The sequence below is a fragment of the Binatus sp. (SeqCode) genome (genome assembly GCF_049584895.1).
GTDB lineage: Bacteria > Desulfobacterota > Binatia > Binatales > Binataceae > Binatus.
Genome location: NZ_JBAUYR010000098.1, coordinates 13,359 through 30,767 on the forward strand (window position 1 = coordinate 13,359; position 17,409 = coordinate 30,767).

A 17,409-nucleotide genomic window follows, 5' to 3' on the forward strand; every position below is an offset into this window, starting at 1 on the left:
CTCTAAATGATCTGGTTTATGAGTTAAACAGCTCAATTTTCGAGTGCTAGCTTCCCTCGTTACCTACTTTGCTTCGCCGTTCCCTCCTGTGAATTGATTGTCAGAGCGTGAACCACTTCGGGCGACATGGGAAGTTGATCGATCGTCCTCCAGCCAAATGGCGAGAGCGCGTCGCAGATCGCATTTGCGATAGCCGGCGGCGGCGCTATCGCTCCACCCTCACCCATGCCTTTAATCCCACCCACCGAGATAGGGCAAGGAGTCTCGATATGAAAAAATTCTATCGGTGGAACATCCGCGGCAGTTGGAATCAGATAATCCATGAAGGACGTCGTCATGATCTGCCCGTTCTCGTCGTAGATATGATGCTCGAATAACGCGTGTCCAATTCCCTGCGCGACACCTCCCGCGATTTGTCCCTCGACGATCATAGGATTGATCATTCGGCCGCAGTCCTCGACCACAAGGTAACGAATGATCTTTACAAACCCGGTCGGAGGATCCACTTCAACGACGGCCACATGCGTAGCGTTGGCGTAAGGAGTCGGAGCCTTATAGTAGTCGTGGGCCTCCAACCCAGGCTCGTCGTTGCTCGGCACGTTCGCGCCGTACACAGCGGCGCGCGCGACTTCGCGCAGAGTCATGCCACGTCCGGGTACGCCTTTCACGGATATTTTTCCGTTGCTAATTTCCAGGTCCCGGTCGCTGACCTCCATCAATTCGGCGGCTACGCGTAGCATCTTTTCGCGAATCTTGGTGGTCGCATTTATGACGGCGCCGCCCCCGGCCACGGCGCTCCTGCTGCCCCAAGTACCCCATCCATAGGGTGTCACCGCGGTGTCACCCTGAATTACGGTGACGTCTTCCACCTTGCAACCCAGGCCGTCTGCAACCAGTTGAGCGTAAACAGTGGCATGACCCTGTCCGTGGGAATGTGTGCCAACTGTCAAGGTCACCCCACCGTCCGGATCTACCCGCATGTTGGCAGAATCGTAACCCGATCCGTTCTGGAGACCCATGTGGTGCCAGAAATCGAATCCGAAAGTGGTTATCTCGATCATCGTACTGAAGCCGATACCGAGATATTTTCCTTTCTCGCGAGCCTCCGCCTGCACCTTACGGAACTCCGGATAATCGATCTTCTCGATAGCCAGGTCGAGTGACTCGCGGGGACTCGCACTGTCATAGGCAAGACCGGTTGCCGAGACGCATGGGAAATCGGTGCTGCACATGATGTTCTTGCGGCGTAGTTCCACCGGATCCATGCCCAGCTTATTCGCCGCAAGATCCAGAAGATGTTCCATCGTGTACTGCGCTGCGGGCAGCCCCACCCCTCGATAGGGACTCGTAGTGACCTTGTTGGTCGCCACGCCAAATGCCTCGAGCCGCACATCCTTGATCTTGTACGGACCCGGACAGGCCAATGCGGCCTGCAATGGCTCGAAGCAGGGTGTCCAAGGGGACGAGGTGTAAGCGCCGACATCCGCGATGAATTTTCCTCTAAGGCCGACAATCGTGCCGTCCTGTTTGAGGGCTAATTCCCCGTAACAGAGATCGTCCTTGGCATGGTAGGACCCGAAAAGGTTTTCGCGCCGATCCTCAATCCATCGGATCGGGCGGCCCAACTCGCGCGCCAACATCGCAAGGACCAGCTCCTCGGGAAAAATATGAGCCTTAAGCCCGAACCCGCCACCTACATCAGGACTAATGACCCGAAGACTGTGTTGCGGATAACCTAGTGATTCCGCGATTTTCGTACGCACCAAGTGCGGCGTTTGACTGGACGTCCACACCGTCATCCGATTCAGAACTCTGTTGTAGTGGGCGATTACCGCTCGATTCTCCATCGCGGCGGCACATTGACGGTTCAGCTGGAAGCGTCCATTGACCCTCACGTCGGCCTCGTCGAACGCTTTATCGACTTCTCCAGCCTCGAATTTCGCAGCGACCATTATATTGTCGCCCCACTCATCATGAATAAGCGGAGTGCCATTGAGCATCGCTTTCTCGGGGTCCAACACCGGCGTCAGTGGCTCGTAGCTAACTTCGACCAACTCGGCCGCATCCTCGGCAACGTAGCGGTTAGTCGCTACTACTGCCGCGACAATGTCACCGACGAAGTTTACCTTTCCGACCGCAATCGCATAGAAGTCGCAAGCCTTATATTTCGCCGGAAATTTTTCGGCATCAACCTCCACTCGTAAGGGTTTGCAAAGTTTCTTCGCCTCTTCGCCGGTCATTATGCGATGCACACCGGGATGGGCTAGCGCCTTGCTAATATCTATCGATTTTATTTTTGCGTGTGCGTAGGTGCTTCGAACAAAGGCTGTATCCAGAGTGTTAGGCAGCTTGACATCGTCCACATACTGCGCCTGCCCCATCAGGAAGCGCGGATCTTCGACCCTCCTTACCCTCTCCCCGAAAACTCCAATTGTTGGCATCCTTACTCTCCTCTCGCTGGCTTATCCGACTCTGTGTAAATTCAGTGCGGCGCGATCAGATTCAGACCCAGCGAGCCAGCGATAATCAATCCGACACAAGACAGACGTAGCGTGTCTGTGGATTCTCCGAACCAAAGCACTCCGATCGCGACCGTACCCACGCTTCCGATTCCTGTCCAAACAACATAGGCCGTGCCAATCGGTATCGACTTCATCGCAAAGCTCAGAAGATACAAACTTAGACAGACCTGCACCGCGGTACCCAGGCTCGGCCAGAGCCGCGTGAATCCAGCGTTGTACTTCATTCCTAAGGCGAATCCGATTTCCATTACGCCACCCATCACCAGCGCCAGCCAGTCCATACGTTATTTACCCATCCGTCCCTGGTACCTTGGAGGTTTGGCAACCTGACAACTGTTGAGCGCCAGATTTTTCATCCTTCTGTACCGCTACTGGCAAGGACCATGTCCGGGATTTTCTTCTTTTGCGCTCCACGTGTCACAACTGCTTCACCGAACCATGCCCACAGGATTGGTGACAACACTGCGCTCATTAGAAAGCACCAGAACAACACCAGCCCCATACCAAACCCTACATAACCGATGTAAAGCGGAACTGGAGTTAGCGCCCAGCAACCCAGGATCAGGGCGCCATTTGAAACGACCAGCGCCCTCCGGATTTTGACATATCCATGAACCAGGGACTCCCGAAAATTGCCAAGTTTTGCGTATTCCTCGCGGACCCTGAAGAGAAGGTACACTTCCGAGTCGATACCAACTCCACTGGCGATCGCGAGTGCCGCGATTGCGTTGGAATTAAGCTCGATTCCCAGTAAGTACATGAAGGCCAGCGATATTATGGTGCCCATTATAAGCGGCACTGTCAGTATCAACGACAGTCGCACCGATCCTATAAAAGGCATTGCCAAAAGAGCAGTACCTAGGAACCCAAGCAGTGCACCCACCAGCAGCCAGTAGCCTATGTTTTCATTGAAGCCTTGGGCTATTCCGACGGAGCCACCAGCGACACCCACCGTAACCGGTAGATTGTTGAAAATTTCCGCAGCCTTTTCCTTTGTAACCGAGATCAGGCGCTTAACAGAGGCTGAATCAGTGCTCGCGGTGAACGCTATTACCACTGTCTGCGTCAGATCGTTCGTAAATAGCCACAGATAAGCACCAGGTGCATGGTCCGCGAGGTCCAATACTTCCAAGCCCAATTCGCTCTTCTGTTCGGGTATTTTGAAGAACTTCTCATCGTCGGCGTGATAAAAAGAGTTACTAAGCTTCACCGGGTACGCTATATCTGCGACGTTTCCTACCCCCGGCTGCTGCCTCATGAACTGAGCCAACTCATCCACCGCTCGTAATACTGCAGGGTCCTCAAGTACCCTGCCAGCGCCGGGTTTCGGCGTCACAAGAACCGTCATTGGATACACACCGCCGAATCGCTCTACGATTCCACGCTCCATCTGAAAAATCGGATTGCGATTCCAGGAGCGGGTCAAATAATTGTGAATGGCGTAGGTGTTGTTCTGTCCTATTGGCGCCCGGGTATCTAATGCTAACGCTGCGGCGCTAACAATCACGCATACCAGAACGATAGCCGCACTTAGCCGCGGCGCATTTAGAATGCCGCGGACTAAGTGTGCAAGAGATGAATCCAGGCGCGCCGAGGAGCGGCTTTCGCGATCAACTCGCGCACCAGCTTCCTGGAGTTCAGTCAATTTGACAAAGCTGAGTGCGGGAATCATGAGAAGAAACTCATCGACTGTCAGTGAAAACAATCCGAGACTGGTGACGATCCCGAGCATCCTTACGTTGTCGAATGGAATAGCGGCCATAACCAGAAAGGGCACTATGTCGCATAGCAGCGAAACCAGCATCGGCCGCAGACGCGAGACGAACGTACTGACTATCGCATCATCTGTGTTCTTCAGCCGAGGATATTCCTCGTAGAAGAATCGAGTGAGGAACTGAACGGAGTGGCACGCACCCGCCGCAACTATAATGAAGGGAGCAAGGAGAGCGGAGGCCGAGTAAATCGTCGCGCCGAAAAATAGACGGTACAGGCCGAAGCCCATTAGCACTCCCAGGAATGATACGCGCAACGGCAAGACCACTGCGCTATAGGTTCGGAAGCCGTACCACAAAACTACGGCAATTATTATTACGAAGAACCCAAACGCTCCGAACACATAACGCAATCCCGTGCTGTTGACCCAGCCAACGATGATCGGAGTTCCGGCTGCGCGAAGGATGAGGTCCGGACTCTCGTACTTTTTAAGAATCAGATTGACTGCACGATAGATCGCTACGGGATCCGTGGTATCGACTTTGATCAGCGCGTGAGGAGGCACTTCCGTTCGAAAGTCAGCTAGAATCAGCGCCGCTTTCCCGTCTTTTGAGACAAGCACGCCGTTCAGCATCGGATTCCCCTTTACCCCGGCCTCGATCTTTGCCACATCCTGATCCGACTGGGGCGCATCAGGCATGATTGGCGTTACAGCCATCGTCTCCTTGGACGTTCCTTTGTTCAGGAACGCGTAGGACTCGCTGCTCAAGGTCGAGATAGAGCGGACGGCATAGGGCATAACGCCCGGCACCAGAAAGAGGTGATCTGTAATATTTTTGATCGTATTTAGACGCGATTTTGTGTATATGGTGCCGTCTTTAACCAGCACCTCAATACTTACTGAATTGCCGCCGCCGAATGCGGCCATAATCTGTTCGTTAAGGTGAACAAATGCATCGCTGCGGGGCGGCCACGCGTTCGGATCATCGCGTAGGTGCAATCCAAAGATCGCCCACAGGCAAAGGACCGCGATGACTATTTGTAACGCGACCCCTACCCTGCGGTGTCGAATGAAGAAGCGCGCCAGGCGCTCGAGATCGCGGTCAGTTCCGGTGTACTGCTCCATCCCCTACCAACTCCCTGGCACGCTCCTGCGAACGCGCGATCTTTGTCCGGCCAGTAGCGATCTCAATCGTTTAATGAGAAAGCCAATCAACCAATGTCATTGGTTGCGCAGCCAATGTCGTTTCTGAAAAGATATTTGGCGATGTTTTGGCATCGAAGCCGCCAACACTGACGTACCCGTCCTGTACGAATCCGCCTTCAAGGTCAACGATGATTGCAACTCCCCAATCCGTCCACCACACAGGCGCATTGTTCGGTCCAGTCGGACTCCCCATATGTAGGTTGGGGTTGGCACCAGTCTCAGGAAGGTGCGTGAAATAGCGGATCTGCTTGCCGTTGGCATCAAACTCTTCGCTGTAGTACATGCACATTCCCATCAGGCCGGCATACTCGAGGCGTTTGGCGTACCACCAACTGACGCCAGGCTTTGGAGTGACCTGGATAATCGCCACTACGTCACCCGCACCACTGACCCTTTTCACGGTCGCCGGAGCTCCCTGGTTGTTAAAGCCGCGGAGTGTCTCAGGTGGATCGAACAGTTTGAAACCGATGACCTTATAATCGAGCTGGGGCAATGCCTGCGTATAGCTCACATCCTCATAACGATAGATTGTGCCTGGAAAATATTGCTTCGCGATGGCTCCAGCCAAACGACGCGTGCGTCTGACCGTTGGCAAATATAGCGTATCTTCTGGAACCAGAGTCGGATCCATAAAGACGGTAGTAACACCCCCTTCGCCTCGCAACTCTTCAGGTGCAACTAATTCCCAAAGATACTTGCGCTTGAGGTTATTCGCTGCGATTTCGCTGTCAGAAAGATATTCTTTTCCGAGACCATTCGCGTAGCCGACATAAAACTCCATGTCAAAGCCGGACGTGCGAACCGAACCATCAGGCAAAAGAACGCTAAAAGGTGCCCAATCCCAGCCGTTGTTATAGTACGGAGCATAGTAGCTGTACGTTAGACTTCGGTCGTTCCATTCCGTGGCGGGAATCTTATCCCGCTTCTCGATTGGCACTTCGAAAGGCATCGGCAAGCCCGGCGTCGTCCACTGCGCAAGAAATGCCGGGCCCAGCTTCTGTTCACGCTCTTCCATCCACGGCTGAGTCTTCCACAGCATCGATTGGTCGCCCCACTTCACCACCCACGTCCCCGGACTTTCTCCCTTGGTCACACTATAAGGCTTACCCGCTATAACTTTCGGGACTGGCGGCACATCCGGAACCGCCATCGTGACCTCCTCAGCGAACACCCTGTTTGCGTTGCAAACAATTGAAGGAATCAATTCAACTACAAAAGTAGCCACTATGGCTGATAGCCATAGAGCTGCCATTCTGCTCGATATGATTCGTGGCATGCCGTCTCTCTCCTTTCTCTTCCCGATTTCTAGTGTCCGACCATCCATCCTTACACGCAGCTCGACCTCGAGTTTCACAACAACACCTGGTGAATCTCAAAGAATACGTTCGATAAATTTGTAAATTCTCCATATGGCGTTTGCTGCTGGCCGGCGTAGACGTTGAAACCCAGACCCAATGTCGTTTTGTCAGAGATTCGGTATCCTATGTGCGGTTGGAGCCACCAATCATTGAACTCCCAGTCGTGCACTACCGACAGCGAGGAGTCTAGAATGTCGCCGGTCAACCAGGTTTTATCGAGATAGAGAGTCGACAGACTCTTGTAGAGCCCGCGAAACCCTGAGTGGCTGCCCCCGTAACCTATGTCCTGAAACTCATTCGAATAGGGGCCGCATGCGCATTTGTTATTGCGACGTAGTACCCAATCCTGCCAATATTGAAAACTGAAAAAGACTGGACGTTCGAGATAGTCCCCGAGGATATATCTGTCTAAGCCCCCAAGAAACCCCCAGTGCGTGACGTCTACCGGATTGCCCACCGTGCCTTCATAGTAAACATCTCCATTAGTCACCGCAGATTCAGCTCTAAGGACAGTTCCGTCAAGCCAGGCATTACCGGTGTTAAACTCATAGTCCGCAGATCCTCCGGCGACAGTCATACGGTGGGGATGCAGATTTATACTGGTGGCCGTCAAGTATGTTCCGGTATTCGGATAATAGATCATGCTCGTTGTCCAGGTGTAGAGATAATTCAATGTGTAGTGAATGCTCCCGCGTTGCTCAGACCAGCGCGCGGCATAGGTCCAATTGTTCAGGCGGGTGGAAGGAGTGTTTACATCAGTTGGAATTTTGAAACCCAGCGAACCGTTAAGTTCGTTGTTAATTAATGCGACCGAGTTATAAGTGAAATCGCCATAGGACCCGTTTATGGGAAATCCACCTTTGAATTGGAGACCAGTGTAGTAAGTAGGATAGGTTTGCGGTATGAAAACCCCTTGAAGCTCCCCGCTGTTCGTAGCTTGCCAATTGATATTGGCGGCCCACACCGGAATTTTGATCTGCTGCTCGTTAAAGATCTGAGGGTTGATCAGATTGAAGTTGTTGAGGATGTCCAACATGTACACGCCGTCCGACTTGCCCCATGCAATGATCTGGCGTCCGAGCCGGATGAAAAAATGCTTCGGGTGCAGGTCGACGTAATACTCTCTGATCAGTGGCAAGAAGTTGTTCTGCTGATCGCCGCTCACGTTGGTCGCGAGGTCCGACAAAAAGCTGTGGTACTGGCCCTGACCAAAGCCGGTGGCGTCGTAGGTTGAGTCGTAGTGAGGACGCACCTCCAGGTGCCAGTGAATAGGAAACCCGACCAGTTCGGAGAGTTTCTGAGGATTCCCGTCGAGAACTACCAGTGCCTCGTTTGGCTGGAAGAGAAGATTATCTGGATGCCTCGTAAAGAACTTTTCTGCATTGGCGTCGAATACTGTTCGTCTGCTATCCGGTAGATTGACGTATGCCGAACTGAACAGAGTTATGCACGTCGTGATTCCGATCTCGTCAAAGGTCTGACAGGCTTGCGCCGCTCTCGAAAACATGAGGAAGAAGCCAACCAGCCAAAAAAGCACGACCGACATCATTTTTCGCCGATATTTTGTCTTCATCCTTTCACCGATATCCGCCGCTTGGCATCTGATGTTCTGAAGATTACGCTCGGTTGTTGGAAGCATCGTAAGACTTGGTCGCCGGCCGTCGCTTTGGATTAATTCGCGGCGTCGGTCCGCTTTCGATCTGTACGGTCCAATACGTAACGTACCAACCGGTGTGGAATCGGCTCGTGTAAGGAAAACCGGCCAGGATGAAACAGGCGCGACTTATATCCGAGGTATGTATTTCCCAGAACCCGAATATCCTGGTCGTTAAATCCGTCTACCGCATCGTAAGAGGCCCGGGATATTTCGGGAAAATCGGGACTCTCCATGACAGCCTTCGGGAAGTGCCAATCCATAATGAAGTGAGAGCGGTCAGGTCCGTCGGGGACCATTACGAAACAGATCATTCCGTCGGCCTGAAGCGACCAGCCCCAGTTCGGCAGTAACACTACGTACTGTTGTCTTCTCTTCTCTGCTTCGGTGAGATTCTCGAGCACGTAAGCGGGTTTGCCGGAGCTTGAAGGTACGTTTGTAACCATAGGCTCATCGAACTCGCCGATTAGAATTTCGTATGATCCCCGGGGTTTTGCCACGCTCCAATAGCGCAAGTCGCTATAGCCTGGAGTATTTCCGTGGGTGGCAGTGACGTGATAGGCCTCGGCGAAATTTTCGACGAGCATCTTCCAGTTACATTCAAACTTGTAGATTCGGCGCTCGGTGGGAACGAGTTCGCCCATTTTGAAATTTTTGACGTAGGCTGGAAGCTCTCCTAACGTCGAGGACAGGGGCTTACTGTTAGGATCAAAATTGACGAGGATGCTCCCCTCCCAGGTTTCCACCTTCAAAGGGATTAGACCGTATTTAGCTGGATCGAAACCCTTGACCTCCCGCATTTGTGGAGCGCCGATTAGCTGTCCCGTCAGCGAATAGGTCCAGCCGTGATAGGGGCAGCTGAAGGACCTGCAGTTTCCTTCGCCAGCGGTTACCACCGCACCGCGATGACGGCATACGGCGGAAAACGCGCGGAGGTGGTTGGACTGATCGAGGAGGACTATTATCGGCTCGTCGACGATGTTGAAGCTGAAATAGTCTCCGGGTTGTTTTAACTGCTCGGTGTGACCGACCCAGAGCCATTCTTTCAGGAAAATGTTCTCCACTTCGAGTTCGTATAGATCTTTCGACGTGTAGTACTGCGCCGGCGGCGGCACAGCCTCCTCCAGCGGGCGCCTCATCGCTTCAAGTTCTGCTTCGCTAAAAATATCGGTGAGGTTTCTCATCGAGATATCCCCTCCATCACGCAGATAATCGAATCGTATTAGTCGATTTTTCGGACAGCAATTTTCATGCCATGAAGTTCCTGGGCAAAATGGGTCTGATGCGGGCTGTTCGATGGCGCTGCTAACGAAATTTCGTTAGCGATTACAATTGGCTGAGAGGCGGCAAAACGATTCCGGGCTCCTTTTCCTGTCTAGAACGATCGCTACATTGAATCGGACATTGAAAATCGGGAACATTCGAGTTAAAACCCTTGCTTCGCGTTCAATTTGCGTCTGGCCCCGAACTTTCGGTAGCCTGTTCTGCCTGAGAAATGCGCGCGAATACGGCTCCGGGAAAGACGAGGATTTACTATGTACGATTGGGTTTCCGTAATGCAGGATCGAGAAAAATCCCTCGATACGGAATCGATCGGTTTTTCGGGAACGAACAAACACGTATTGCTCGAAATGGGTGAAAGGCTCGCAAACGCAGTAGATGTAGATCTATTCTTTGACACAGTGTCCCGGGCCTTGCGTCACTTTCTCCATATCGACCGAGCAAGCTTAGCCCTATACGACCGAGATCAAAATCTGTTTGAGCTCGTCGCGCTAGCTGTACAAGGAGAAAGCAGGCTAGGTATCGGAACGAAGGTTCCTCACCAGGGAAGTAGGACCGGTATGGTATTCGATTCCCGCATGCCGATGCTCCATACCTTGGATTCCAATACTGCGTTCTTCGAAGACCAGCCTCTTCTGGACGAAGGACTCCGTTTCGCTGCCCAAATGCCTATACTGGTTGACGGCGTCTGCATAGGAACTCTGAACACGGATTTCAAGCGGTACTCAAACCTGTCGGAAGCCGAGATGGACCTGCTTTGTGGCATAGCACGTCAAATTGCCACCTCGGTAACTGCGTCCAATAAACGCCCCAGGACGGCTGCAAGCGAAGGAAACGTTCGCAACGCTCCGGAGAGGGGTAGCGCCGAGACTCAAGATGGCTATCTCCCTCTTATTCGTCCCTCGATGCAATCATCGGTGGATCGCCTTGTAGTGATCGCGAAAACCGACTCAACGGTCCTTCTAGTCGGCGAGACGGGAACCGGCAAGGGGGTCCTGGCACGGAAGATCCATGATTGGAGCAACCGTAAAAAGAAGCCTTTTGTAAAGTGCGACTGTGCTGCGATTAATTCGCAGCTAATCGAGAGCGAGCTGTTTGGCCATGAGAAGGGGGCCTTTACCGGAGCTAACGCCCGTCGGCTCGGATGCTTTGAGCAGGCCAATGGCGGGACGCTGTTTCTGGATGAGATCACGGAGCTTCCACTCGACAACCAGGTCAAACTGCTCGGGGTTTTGCAGGATCGAAGTGTCCAGCGAGTTGGCGGTGGTGTTCCGGTTCCAATTGACGTCAGGATAATTGCTGCCACCAACCGCAATATCGAAGCCGAGGTCGCCGCGGGGCGATTTCGATCTGATCTCTACTATCGATTGAATGTCTTTCAGGTTGCGCTGCCACCATTGCGGCAGACTCTCCAAGATTTGGAGCCACTGGCAAAGTACTTCCTCGAGATGCATGGTCGAGCGATGCAGCGAAACCTCCCGTGCCTCGATGCCGCCTCGTTGCGGGCAATGCGTGAGCATTCCTGGCCCGGCAACATCCGTGAACTCGAGAATTTCATCCAACGTGCTCTGTTGCTCGAGTCCTGCGATACATTTGAAGCGAGGACTCTCCTGTTCGATCGTCCAACCAGCGCGCCGCAGGAAATTTCAAGCGATGGGTCCATACGTACCCTTGAACAGGTCGAAGCGGACCACATACGCCGCGTGCTGAATGCGACTGGTTGGCGAATCAACGGCCGCAAGGGAGCCGCTGACCTACTGGGTCTTCATCCCAGTACAGTCCGCAGCCGCATGGCCCGCTTGAATGTCCAGCGTCCCGGTCCACACGCCTGAACTCTCGAGCAACTTCCAGCTCTCAGCCAATTGTCATCACTAACGACATTTCGTTAACGGCATTGGCTCGTCCGCTATAACTCCGCGCATTTGCCGAGAACCGTTGTGGCAGGCTTATTGCAGGCCCGCTAGCTCTCGTACGTTCGCGTCTAGCTTCGGCGCATAGACCGCGCGAACACGCTTTCGATCACGTGATCTCAGTCGTTGTCGGGACTAATTGGGTCGCGAAAGCCAGGGAGTAGATCGCTGTGAAAGCTGCTGTTCTTCACGAATACGATCCGACATTTGGTCGACGTGATTTCTTGAGCTACGAAAGCGTTCCCGATCCTGAAATCGAAAAACCGACTGACGTCATCGTAAGAATTGGTGGAGCCGGTGTCTGTCGGACTGACCTGCATATCATTGAGGGACTTTGGCGCGAAAAGATCAACGTCCAGCTTCCTTACATACTCGGACATGAAAACGCGGGTTGGGTGGAGGAGGTGGGGAAGGATGTTAGGAGCGTCAAGGTCGGCGACGCCGTCGTCTGCCATCCACTAGTCACGGCCGGACATTCTTTGGAAGCCCGTCGTGGCAATGACATGCACGACGGCGAGAGCGTCTTCCCAGGAGTCGACTCGAATGGAGGCTATGCGGAGCACCTCGTGACGGGTGAGCGAGCGTTGGTCAAACTTACTCACGACCTGACTCCCAAGGAAGCGGCACCGTATGCGGATGCCGGACTGACTGCCTATCGAGCTTCGAAGAAGGCTTCTAAGCATCTTGTGCCGGGAGACTTTGTCGTGGTTATCGGCGCCGGAGGACTCGGACACATCGGTATCCAGGTTCTGAAGTCGCTATGCGCGGCCGAAGTGATAGTTGTCGACCGATCGGAACCAGCGCTGTCGCTGGCCAAGGAGTGCGGCGCCGATCATGTAGTCATCGCTCACGGGGACGAGGTTGAAGCCGTCAAGGCTTTGACGGCTGGGAGCGGCGCCCACGCCGTAATCGACTTCGTAGCTGAGGGCGATACCATCAGCAAAGGCCTCGCGATGACTCGCAACGCTGGCAGCTATTATCTAGTGGGCTACGGCGGGAAAATCGAAATACCAACGATGGACCTGGTCATCTCCGAGAAATCGATCATAAGCAACCTGGTCGGTAACTATGCCGAGCTGTGCGAACTGATGATGTTGGCCCGTCGCAAAATGATCAAGCTGGCGACCAAGGAATACCGTCTGCGCGACGTGAATGTTGCTCTCCACGATCTACATGCGGGCAGGATAAAGGGTCGGGCAGTATTAGTGCCATGAGCTTCTTTGAACGCTAGGGCTAGTCGCCCAGGCATCGATGAAATGACAGCACGAAACAAATGCAAAGAGGAAACCCCATGACTAAAGTGGTTGATAAACCAAGTATTTCTGCTGGCCTCGCCACTAAGATGGTTGAGGCCGCCGTCCTCAAGGCCTCCGAGCTTAAGGTCGCGCAGGTCGTCGCGGTGGTTGATGAGGGTGGTAATCTGAAGGCCTTCTGTCGCATGGACGGCGCCTCACCGGTACCGATCGAAATCGCACAGAACAAAGCGTTCACCGCCCTTTTCGGTATGCCCACGGGCGATTTCTTTGATTTCATCAAAGGCGACGCTTCGCTGCTCGCAGGCATTCCTCAAGTAGCGCGGGTCTCTGCCATCGGTGGCGGCTTTCCTGTGATGATCAATGGCTCTGTGGTCGGCGCGATCGGAGTTAGCGGCGGCAGCATCGAAGCTGACATTGCCTGCGCCAAGGCTGGTTTGGACGCAGCCAAATAGCGGATTGATTTAAAATCCTGGATCTATCTCTGGCGGTTACGATCACTTAGTTAACGCGGAAATCTATCGGAGGATTATAGATGGCTACCTACACGCTTCTTGAAATTTGGAAACCCCGACCCGAATGGTATGCGTTGCCGAATGCGCACAAGCGGAAGTTTATTGGGAAGATTCGAGAGACCTTGGGCACCCTGGACCAATCGGGCGCAAAGCTCTTGGGGCTATGGCGATGTCGCGCTACTTCTGAAGGTGGTTGGGATGTAATGGCCTACTGGCAGTTCCCAAGCTTTCAAGCGATCGAAGAGCTGATTGATGGCAACGAGAAATTCGGATGGAACCGATATTTCGACCAAAAGAACATGGTAGGAAAGTCGATCACCGCCGAGGAATGGTGTAGCGCCTCCGAAATCGACACCGAACTCTGATCATCGCGCTATCCACCAAGGATCGGTATGTCACCTAAGATGAAAGCTGTATGGGTATCGCTCATACTTCTTGCGATGCTTGGCTGCTCTAATATAGCCGGTGCCCAGTCCGATAATGGCGAGACGAATCTGTCCGGTGTATGGAAAGGCACTCGCACGACTACCGGGAACGTCGGAATGCAGGAATTCCGCGTTCGGAGTATCCAATTCTCCCTGACTCAGACTGGCGAATCGCTGTCGGGTTCATACAAATGCTTCGCTGGTAAAAAAGCGAATGCCGATTGCGCCAATCCTGTCGGTTCGGTTACGAGCGGCAGTGTTAGTAATGGCAAGGTTGAAATCAACGTACAGGCTCAACCAAATAGCTATAACTGTACGTTCAAAGGCTCGGTCGCCGGCAACAAGATGAACGGGACGTTCACCTGCTATGCGGGCGGCACAGTTTCCTCAAACGGTGTATGGAGGGCAAAGCATTAGAGTTGCTTCGAGAGTCTATGTGGACGGTTAACAGTACAGCGATGGTTCCACGAACTATTCAGTCGCTAAGGATGTTGATGTTTTTATGAAACATTTAACTGATATCTTCACGGAGACCGAGCTAGCTGGAATGAGCTTGCCCTTCAAGGACGCCGCCGCTCCACCGGCGACGTATTACACCTCCGCGGATCTCTACGAGCTCGAACGAGAGCGCATCTTCCTGAAGGAGTGGCTGTGGGTCGGACACGCAGCGCAGGTTGCCAAACCGGGCGACTACTTCACCTTTGAAGTCGCCGAGGAACCCATTGTCGTTGTTCGAGATCTGACGAACAAACTCGGCGCCTTCTCGCCCGTGTGTGCCCATCGGGGAGCTATCGTTGTTCAAGGCCAAGGCAACTGCCGATCATTCATGTGCCCTTATCATAACTGGACATATGGACTGAATGGCAAACTTATTGGCGCTCCAACCATGACCGAGACCAAGAATTTTGATCCCACAAAGCACGGGTTAACCCGACTGAAAGTCGATATATGGGAAGGGCATGTGTTTGTCAATTTCGATCAGAATTGTAAGTCATTGGCTACATTCCTGGGTGATATAACTCGATTTGTCAAAAACTACGACATGGGTAACCTGGCATGCACAGGTCGTAAGGAATATGACTTCCCATGCAACTGGAAGATGGTGGCTGAGAACAATCTCGAAGGCTACCATGTTACCGGCACCCACGGGGGAGCCGGTGAATATAGCAAGATTGACCATTGGAGCATCATCGAAGGTCGTGGGATGTACGACATTTTGCTCGGAGAGTTCGATGAGCCGCTCTCGATGAATGTGCCCGGTAATGCCAGCGCGCCTACGTCGATGATCTCAGAATTGACGGAAGTGGAGCAGAAGCGACAGTACTTCATTCTGCTCTATCCAAATATGCTCCTGGCTCTTCAGCCCGATAGCACTATTTGCTACGTCATGCTGCCTCAGGGTCCACATCATACGAAAGTGATCGTTGACTGGCACTATCCTAAGTCAATTCTGGATCGTCCCGATTTCGCTACTATTGATAAGGCTAATGTTGAAGGCGTGGATGGCTTCAACGATCAGGACATACGCGTCCTCGGACTTGCCGCCAAAGGCTATAAGTCTCGAATGTTCCGTCCCGGCCGGTACTCAGTACACGAGAGTGTCGTCCATAGATTGGCTCAATATGTTTTGGCGCGTATCGAGGGCCACGATGCATGGAAGGCAAAGGGTTTGTCGGAAAACCAGTCGGCATCGAAGTAACATCGATGATGACCTGCTCTTCCCGTTCAAACCGCATCAGGTAACGATGGCCTTCCATCGCGCAGTAAAACGTACGGGGCTCGAAGACTTGCGTTTGCATGATACCCGTCACACCTTCGCGAGTTATCAGGCGATGTCGGGAGTGCAGGGTCGAGGCCTGCAGGCGTTACTGGGCAGAGACCCCCGAATGACGCTGCGGTACTCGCACCTGTCCGACGCCTACCTCAAGGCGGTGAACAACGTCGTCTTGGGCAAGATTGGGTCTCGGAGATCAGAAGATGGCACCAATCCGGCAGCAAGCGATCGAATGCCTTCGGCAGGACCGCACAACCCCTTGATTTCATTTGGTGATCCCAGCGGGAGTCGAACCCGCGTTCCCGACGTGAGAGGCCGGTGTCCTAACCACTAGACGATGGGACCATCGTCGCGCGCTTTGGCGGCGCGCATGCAAATAACTTTTCACTTGGCTGAGGAGGTAGGACTCGAACCTACAATCGCCTGATCCAGAGTCAGGTGCCTTACCAATTTGGCCACTCCTCAGCGCAGCCCTGAAATATAACCAACGGCCAGCGCGCGCGCCACCGCGTCCGCGCGAGCCTACCTGCCGGCGCTGTGGCGGAGCGTCTCGGCGTGACGATTGACCAGCGCGTCGCATCGCGAGAGTAGCGCAGGATCGGCGGAGTGACGTTCGATCATGTAGCTCAGCTCGCCGAGGTCGTGAACGAGCAAGCGCAGGCATCGCTCGTACTCGTCGGGCGCCTGCAACGCCTTCAGCAGATCAGACACGAGATCCTCGAGCTCCGTCTCCTCGACTTCGAGCGCGATTTCGAGCGCGCGGTCGAGCTTGATTCCGGGCGTCGCGTCAGCCTGCGACTTATCGAGCAGCGTCCGCAGCCTCACGATCGTCGCGTCTTCGAGCGAGATTGGACTGGGCTTATCGAGCATCGCTTCCTGATCGAGCACCGTCGTGACGAGATCCAACGCGCCGACGTGGCGGGCCTCATCACGCGCCATCCCGAACCAGAAATCCTGCAGCGCCGGCGTGCTCGCAAAAATCTTCGCGAAGCGCGCGTACAGCGCCATGCTTTTTTTTTCCAATGCGATAGTCGCATCGAGGACTTCGCGCGTCGTGGGCATCGTGGATGGATGATAGCGTCTGGCTTCCCGCGCGGTAAAGCGCGAACGAGCATGCGCACCGACGGCATCACAAAGGACCGCTGCGCGATCTCGAAACCGGAACCGGCTTCGCTGCGCGAAGCTGTCCGAGATCCTTCCTGCCGCTCGCGTTGCTCGCTTCGTCAGGATGACGAAAGAGCGGGCCCGGCGCGCAGAAGCTCGAGCAGGCGCTTCATTGCGATTCGCGACTCGATCGCGAAAGGAACAGTCGCGACCAGATAGATGAAGAGCGTCATCGCGATCACCACCATTCGCACGCCGAAGGGACCGGCCACCGGTGAATCGACGCTGACTGAACTCCACGCCAGGAAAACTATTATGGCGATCCAGACGGGAATAACCGGCCACACCAATCGCATGTTCACCGCGACCATCGTCCCCAAACCGTCGCGCCGGAAATTCCCCTCGATGATCGGGATGAACGAGTTCTGGTAACCGATGACGCGATGGATTTTGAAGCGGCTGCCCGCCACCTTGCCCTCGAAATATCCGCGCTTGGTGGAAGACGGCCATCCCCACTTGCGCGGCGGCTCTACGATCTCCTGAAGGACGCGGGCGGCATGCGCGGGGCTCATCGGCGTCGAGAATTCGAATTTGCGGAAAGGCGGCCGAAGACAATCGCGCAACCGGCGTGGTTCAAAATCGATCCCGGCGATCCGTTCGGCTTCAAACATGGCGTCGAAGGTAACCGAAACG

General features: G+C 53.9%; 14 protein-coding genes, 2 tRNA genes and 1 pseudogene. 7 read left to right on the plus strand and 10 right to left on the minus strand.

Translation table 11 applies throughout. The features are described from left to right. Window positions 1-59 precede the first annotated feature (59 nt). The 6 genes from WB650_RS17045 to WB650_RS17070 form a co-directional block, all read right to left on the minus strand. Complete coding sequence (locus WB650_RS17045; RefSeq protein WP_422304493.1) at window positions 60-2,441, minus strand: xanthine dehydrogenase family protein molybdopterin-binding subunit; 2,382 nt, start codon at window positions 2,439-2,441, stop codon at window positions 60-62. 41 nt (window positions 2,442-2,482) lie between these two features. Then, window positions 2,483-2,803 carry a DMT family transporter gene (locus WB650_RS17050; protein WP_422304494.1) on the minus strand — a complete coding sequence of 107 codons (321 nt, stop codon included), beginning with the start codon at window positions 2,801-2,803 and terminating at the stop codon, window positions 2,483-2,485. A 71-nt stretch (window positions 2,804-2,874) separates the two neighbouring features. Next, the gene (locus tag WB650_RS17055) at window positions 2,875-5,361 is read right to left on the minus strand and encodes an efflux RND transporter permease subunit (protein ID WP_423961328.1); all 2,487 of its coding nucleotides are present in this window, start codon (window positions 5,359-5,361) and stop codon (window positions 2,875-2,877) included. A 70-nt stretch (window positions 5,362-5,431) separates the two neighbouring features. Further along, window positions 5,432-6,718: a DUF1329 domain-containing protein gene (locus WB650_RS17060; protein WP_423961330.1), complete on the minus strand. Its 1,287-nt coding sequence runs from the start codon at window positions 6,716-6,718 to the stop codon at window positions 5,432-5,434. Window positions 6,719-6,792: 74 nt separating this feature from the next. After that, window positions 6,793-8,373, minus strand: coding sequence for a DUF1302 family protein (locus tag WB650_RS17065; protein ID WP_422303245.1), 1,581 nt, complete (start codon window positions 8,371-8,373; stop codon window positions 6,793-6,795). Between the two features lie 98 nt (window positions 8,374-8,471). Next, the gene (locus WB650_RS17070) at window positions 8,472-9,638 is read right to left on the minus strand and encodes an aromatic ring-hydroxylating oxygenase subunit alpha (RefSeq protein WP_423961332.1); all 1,167 of its coding nucleotides are present in this window, start codon (window positions 9,636-9,638) and stop codon (window positions 8,472-8,474) included. 351 nt (window positions 9,639-9,989) lie between these two features. Between WB650_RS17070 and WB650_RS17075 the strand changes: the two genes are divergently transcribed. The 7 genes and pseudogenes from WB650_RS17075 to WB650_RS17105 form a co-directional block, all read left to right on the plus strand. Then, window positions 9,990-11,567, plus strand: a complete 1,578-nt coding sequence (locus WB650_RS17075) for a sigma 54-interacting transcriptional regulator (protein ID WP_423961334.1) — start codon at window positions 9,990-9,992, stop codon at window positions 11,565-11,567. Between the two features lie 248 nt (window positions 11,568-11,815). Further along, window positions 11,816-12,859 carry an NAD(P)-dependent alcohol dehydrogenase gene (locus WB650_RS17080; RefSeq protein ID WP_423961336.1) on the plus strand — a complete coding sequence of 348 codons (1,044 nt, stop codon included), beginning with the start codon at window positions 11,816-11,818 and terminating at the stop codon, window positions 12,857-12,859. A 77-nt stretch (window positions 12,860-12,936) separates the two neighbouring features. After that, on the plus strand, window positions 12,937-13,353 hold the full coding sequence (locus WB650_RS17085; RefSeq protein ID WP_422303386.1) for a GlcG/HbpS family heme-binding protein: 417 nt from the start codon (window positions 12,937-12,939) through the stop codon (window positions 13,351-13,353). An 80-nt stretch (window positions 13,354-13,433) separates the two neighbouring features. Continuing rightward, window positions 13,434-13,778, plus strand: coding sequence for a DUF6616 family protein (locus tag WB650_RS17090; protein WP_422303385.1), 345 nt, complete (start codon window positions 13,434-13,436; stop codon window positions 13,776-13,778). Window positions 13,779-13,817: 39 nt separating this feature from the next. Beyond that, window positions 13,818-14,255: a hypothetical protein gene (locus tag WB650_RS17095; RefSeq protein ID WP_423961338.1), complete on the plus strand. Its 438-nt coding sequence runs from the start codon at window positions 13,818-13,820 to the stop codon at window positions 14,253-14,255. 85 nt (window positions 14,256-14,340) lie between these two features. After that, a complete protein-coding gene (locus tag WB650_RS17100) occupies window positions 14,341-15,537 on the plus strand; it encodes an aromatic ring-hydroxylating oxygenase subunit alpha (RefSeq protein ID WP_422303383.1) in 1,197 nt (398 codons plus the stop codon). Continuing rightward, window positions 15,488-15,742 (plus strand): annotated as a pseudogene (locus WB650_RS17105) (tyrosine-type recombinase/integrase); the annotation flags it as partial. The gene WB650_RS17100 and the pseudogene WB650_RS17105, both read left to right, overlap by 50 nt. A gap of 140 nt (window positions 15,743-15,882) precedes the next feature. Here WB650_RS17105 and WB650_RS17110 read toward each other — a convergent pair. The 4 genes from WB650_RS17110 to WB650_RS17125 all read right to left on the minus strand — a co-directional run bounded on the left by WB650_RS17110 (window position 15,883) and on the right by WB650_RS17125 (window position 17,387). Continuing rightward, a tRNA-Glu gene (locus WB650_RS17110) sits at window positions 15,883-15,957 on the minus strand. Between the two features lie 44 nt (window positions 15,958-16,001). Continuing rightward, window positions 16,002-16,077 (minus strand) — tRNA-Gln (locus WB650_RS17115). Between the two features lie 57 nt (window positions 16,078-16,134). Next, a complete protein-coding gene (locus tag WB650_RS17120) occupies window positions 16,135-16,674 on the minus strand; it encodes a hypothetical protein (RefSeq protein ID WP_422303382.1) in 540 nt (179 codons plus the stop codon). 161 nt (window positions 16,675-16,835) lie between these two features. After that, on the minus strand, window positions 16,836-17,387 hold the full coding sequence (locus WB650_RS17125) for a hypothetical protein (RefSeq protein WP_422303381.1): 552 nt from the start codon (window positions 17,385-17,387) through the stop codon (window positions 16,836-16,838). Between the last annotated feature and the right edge of the window lie 22 nt (window positions 17,388-17,409).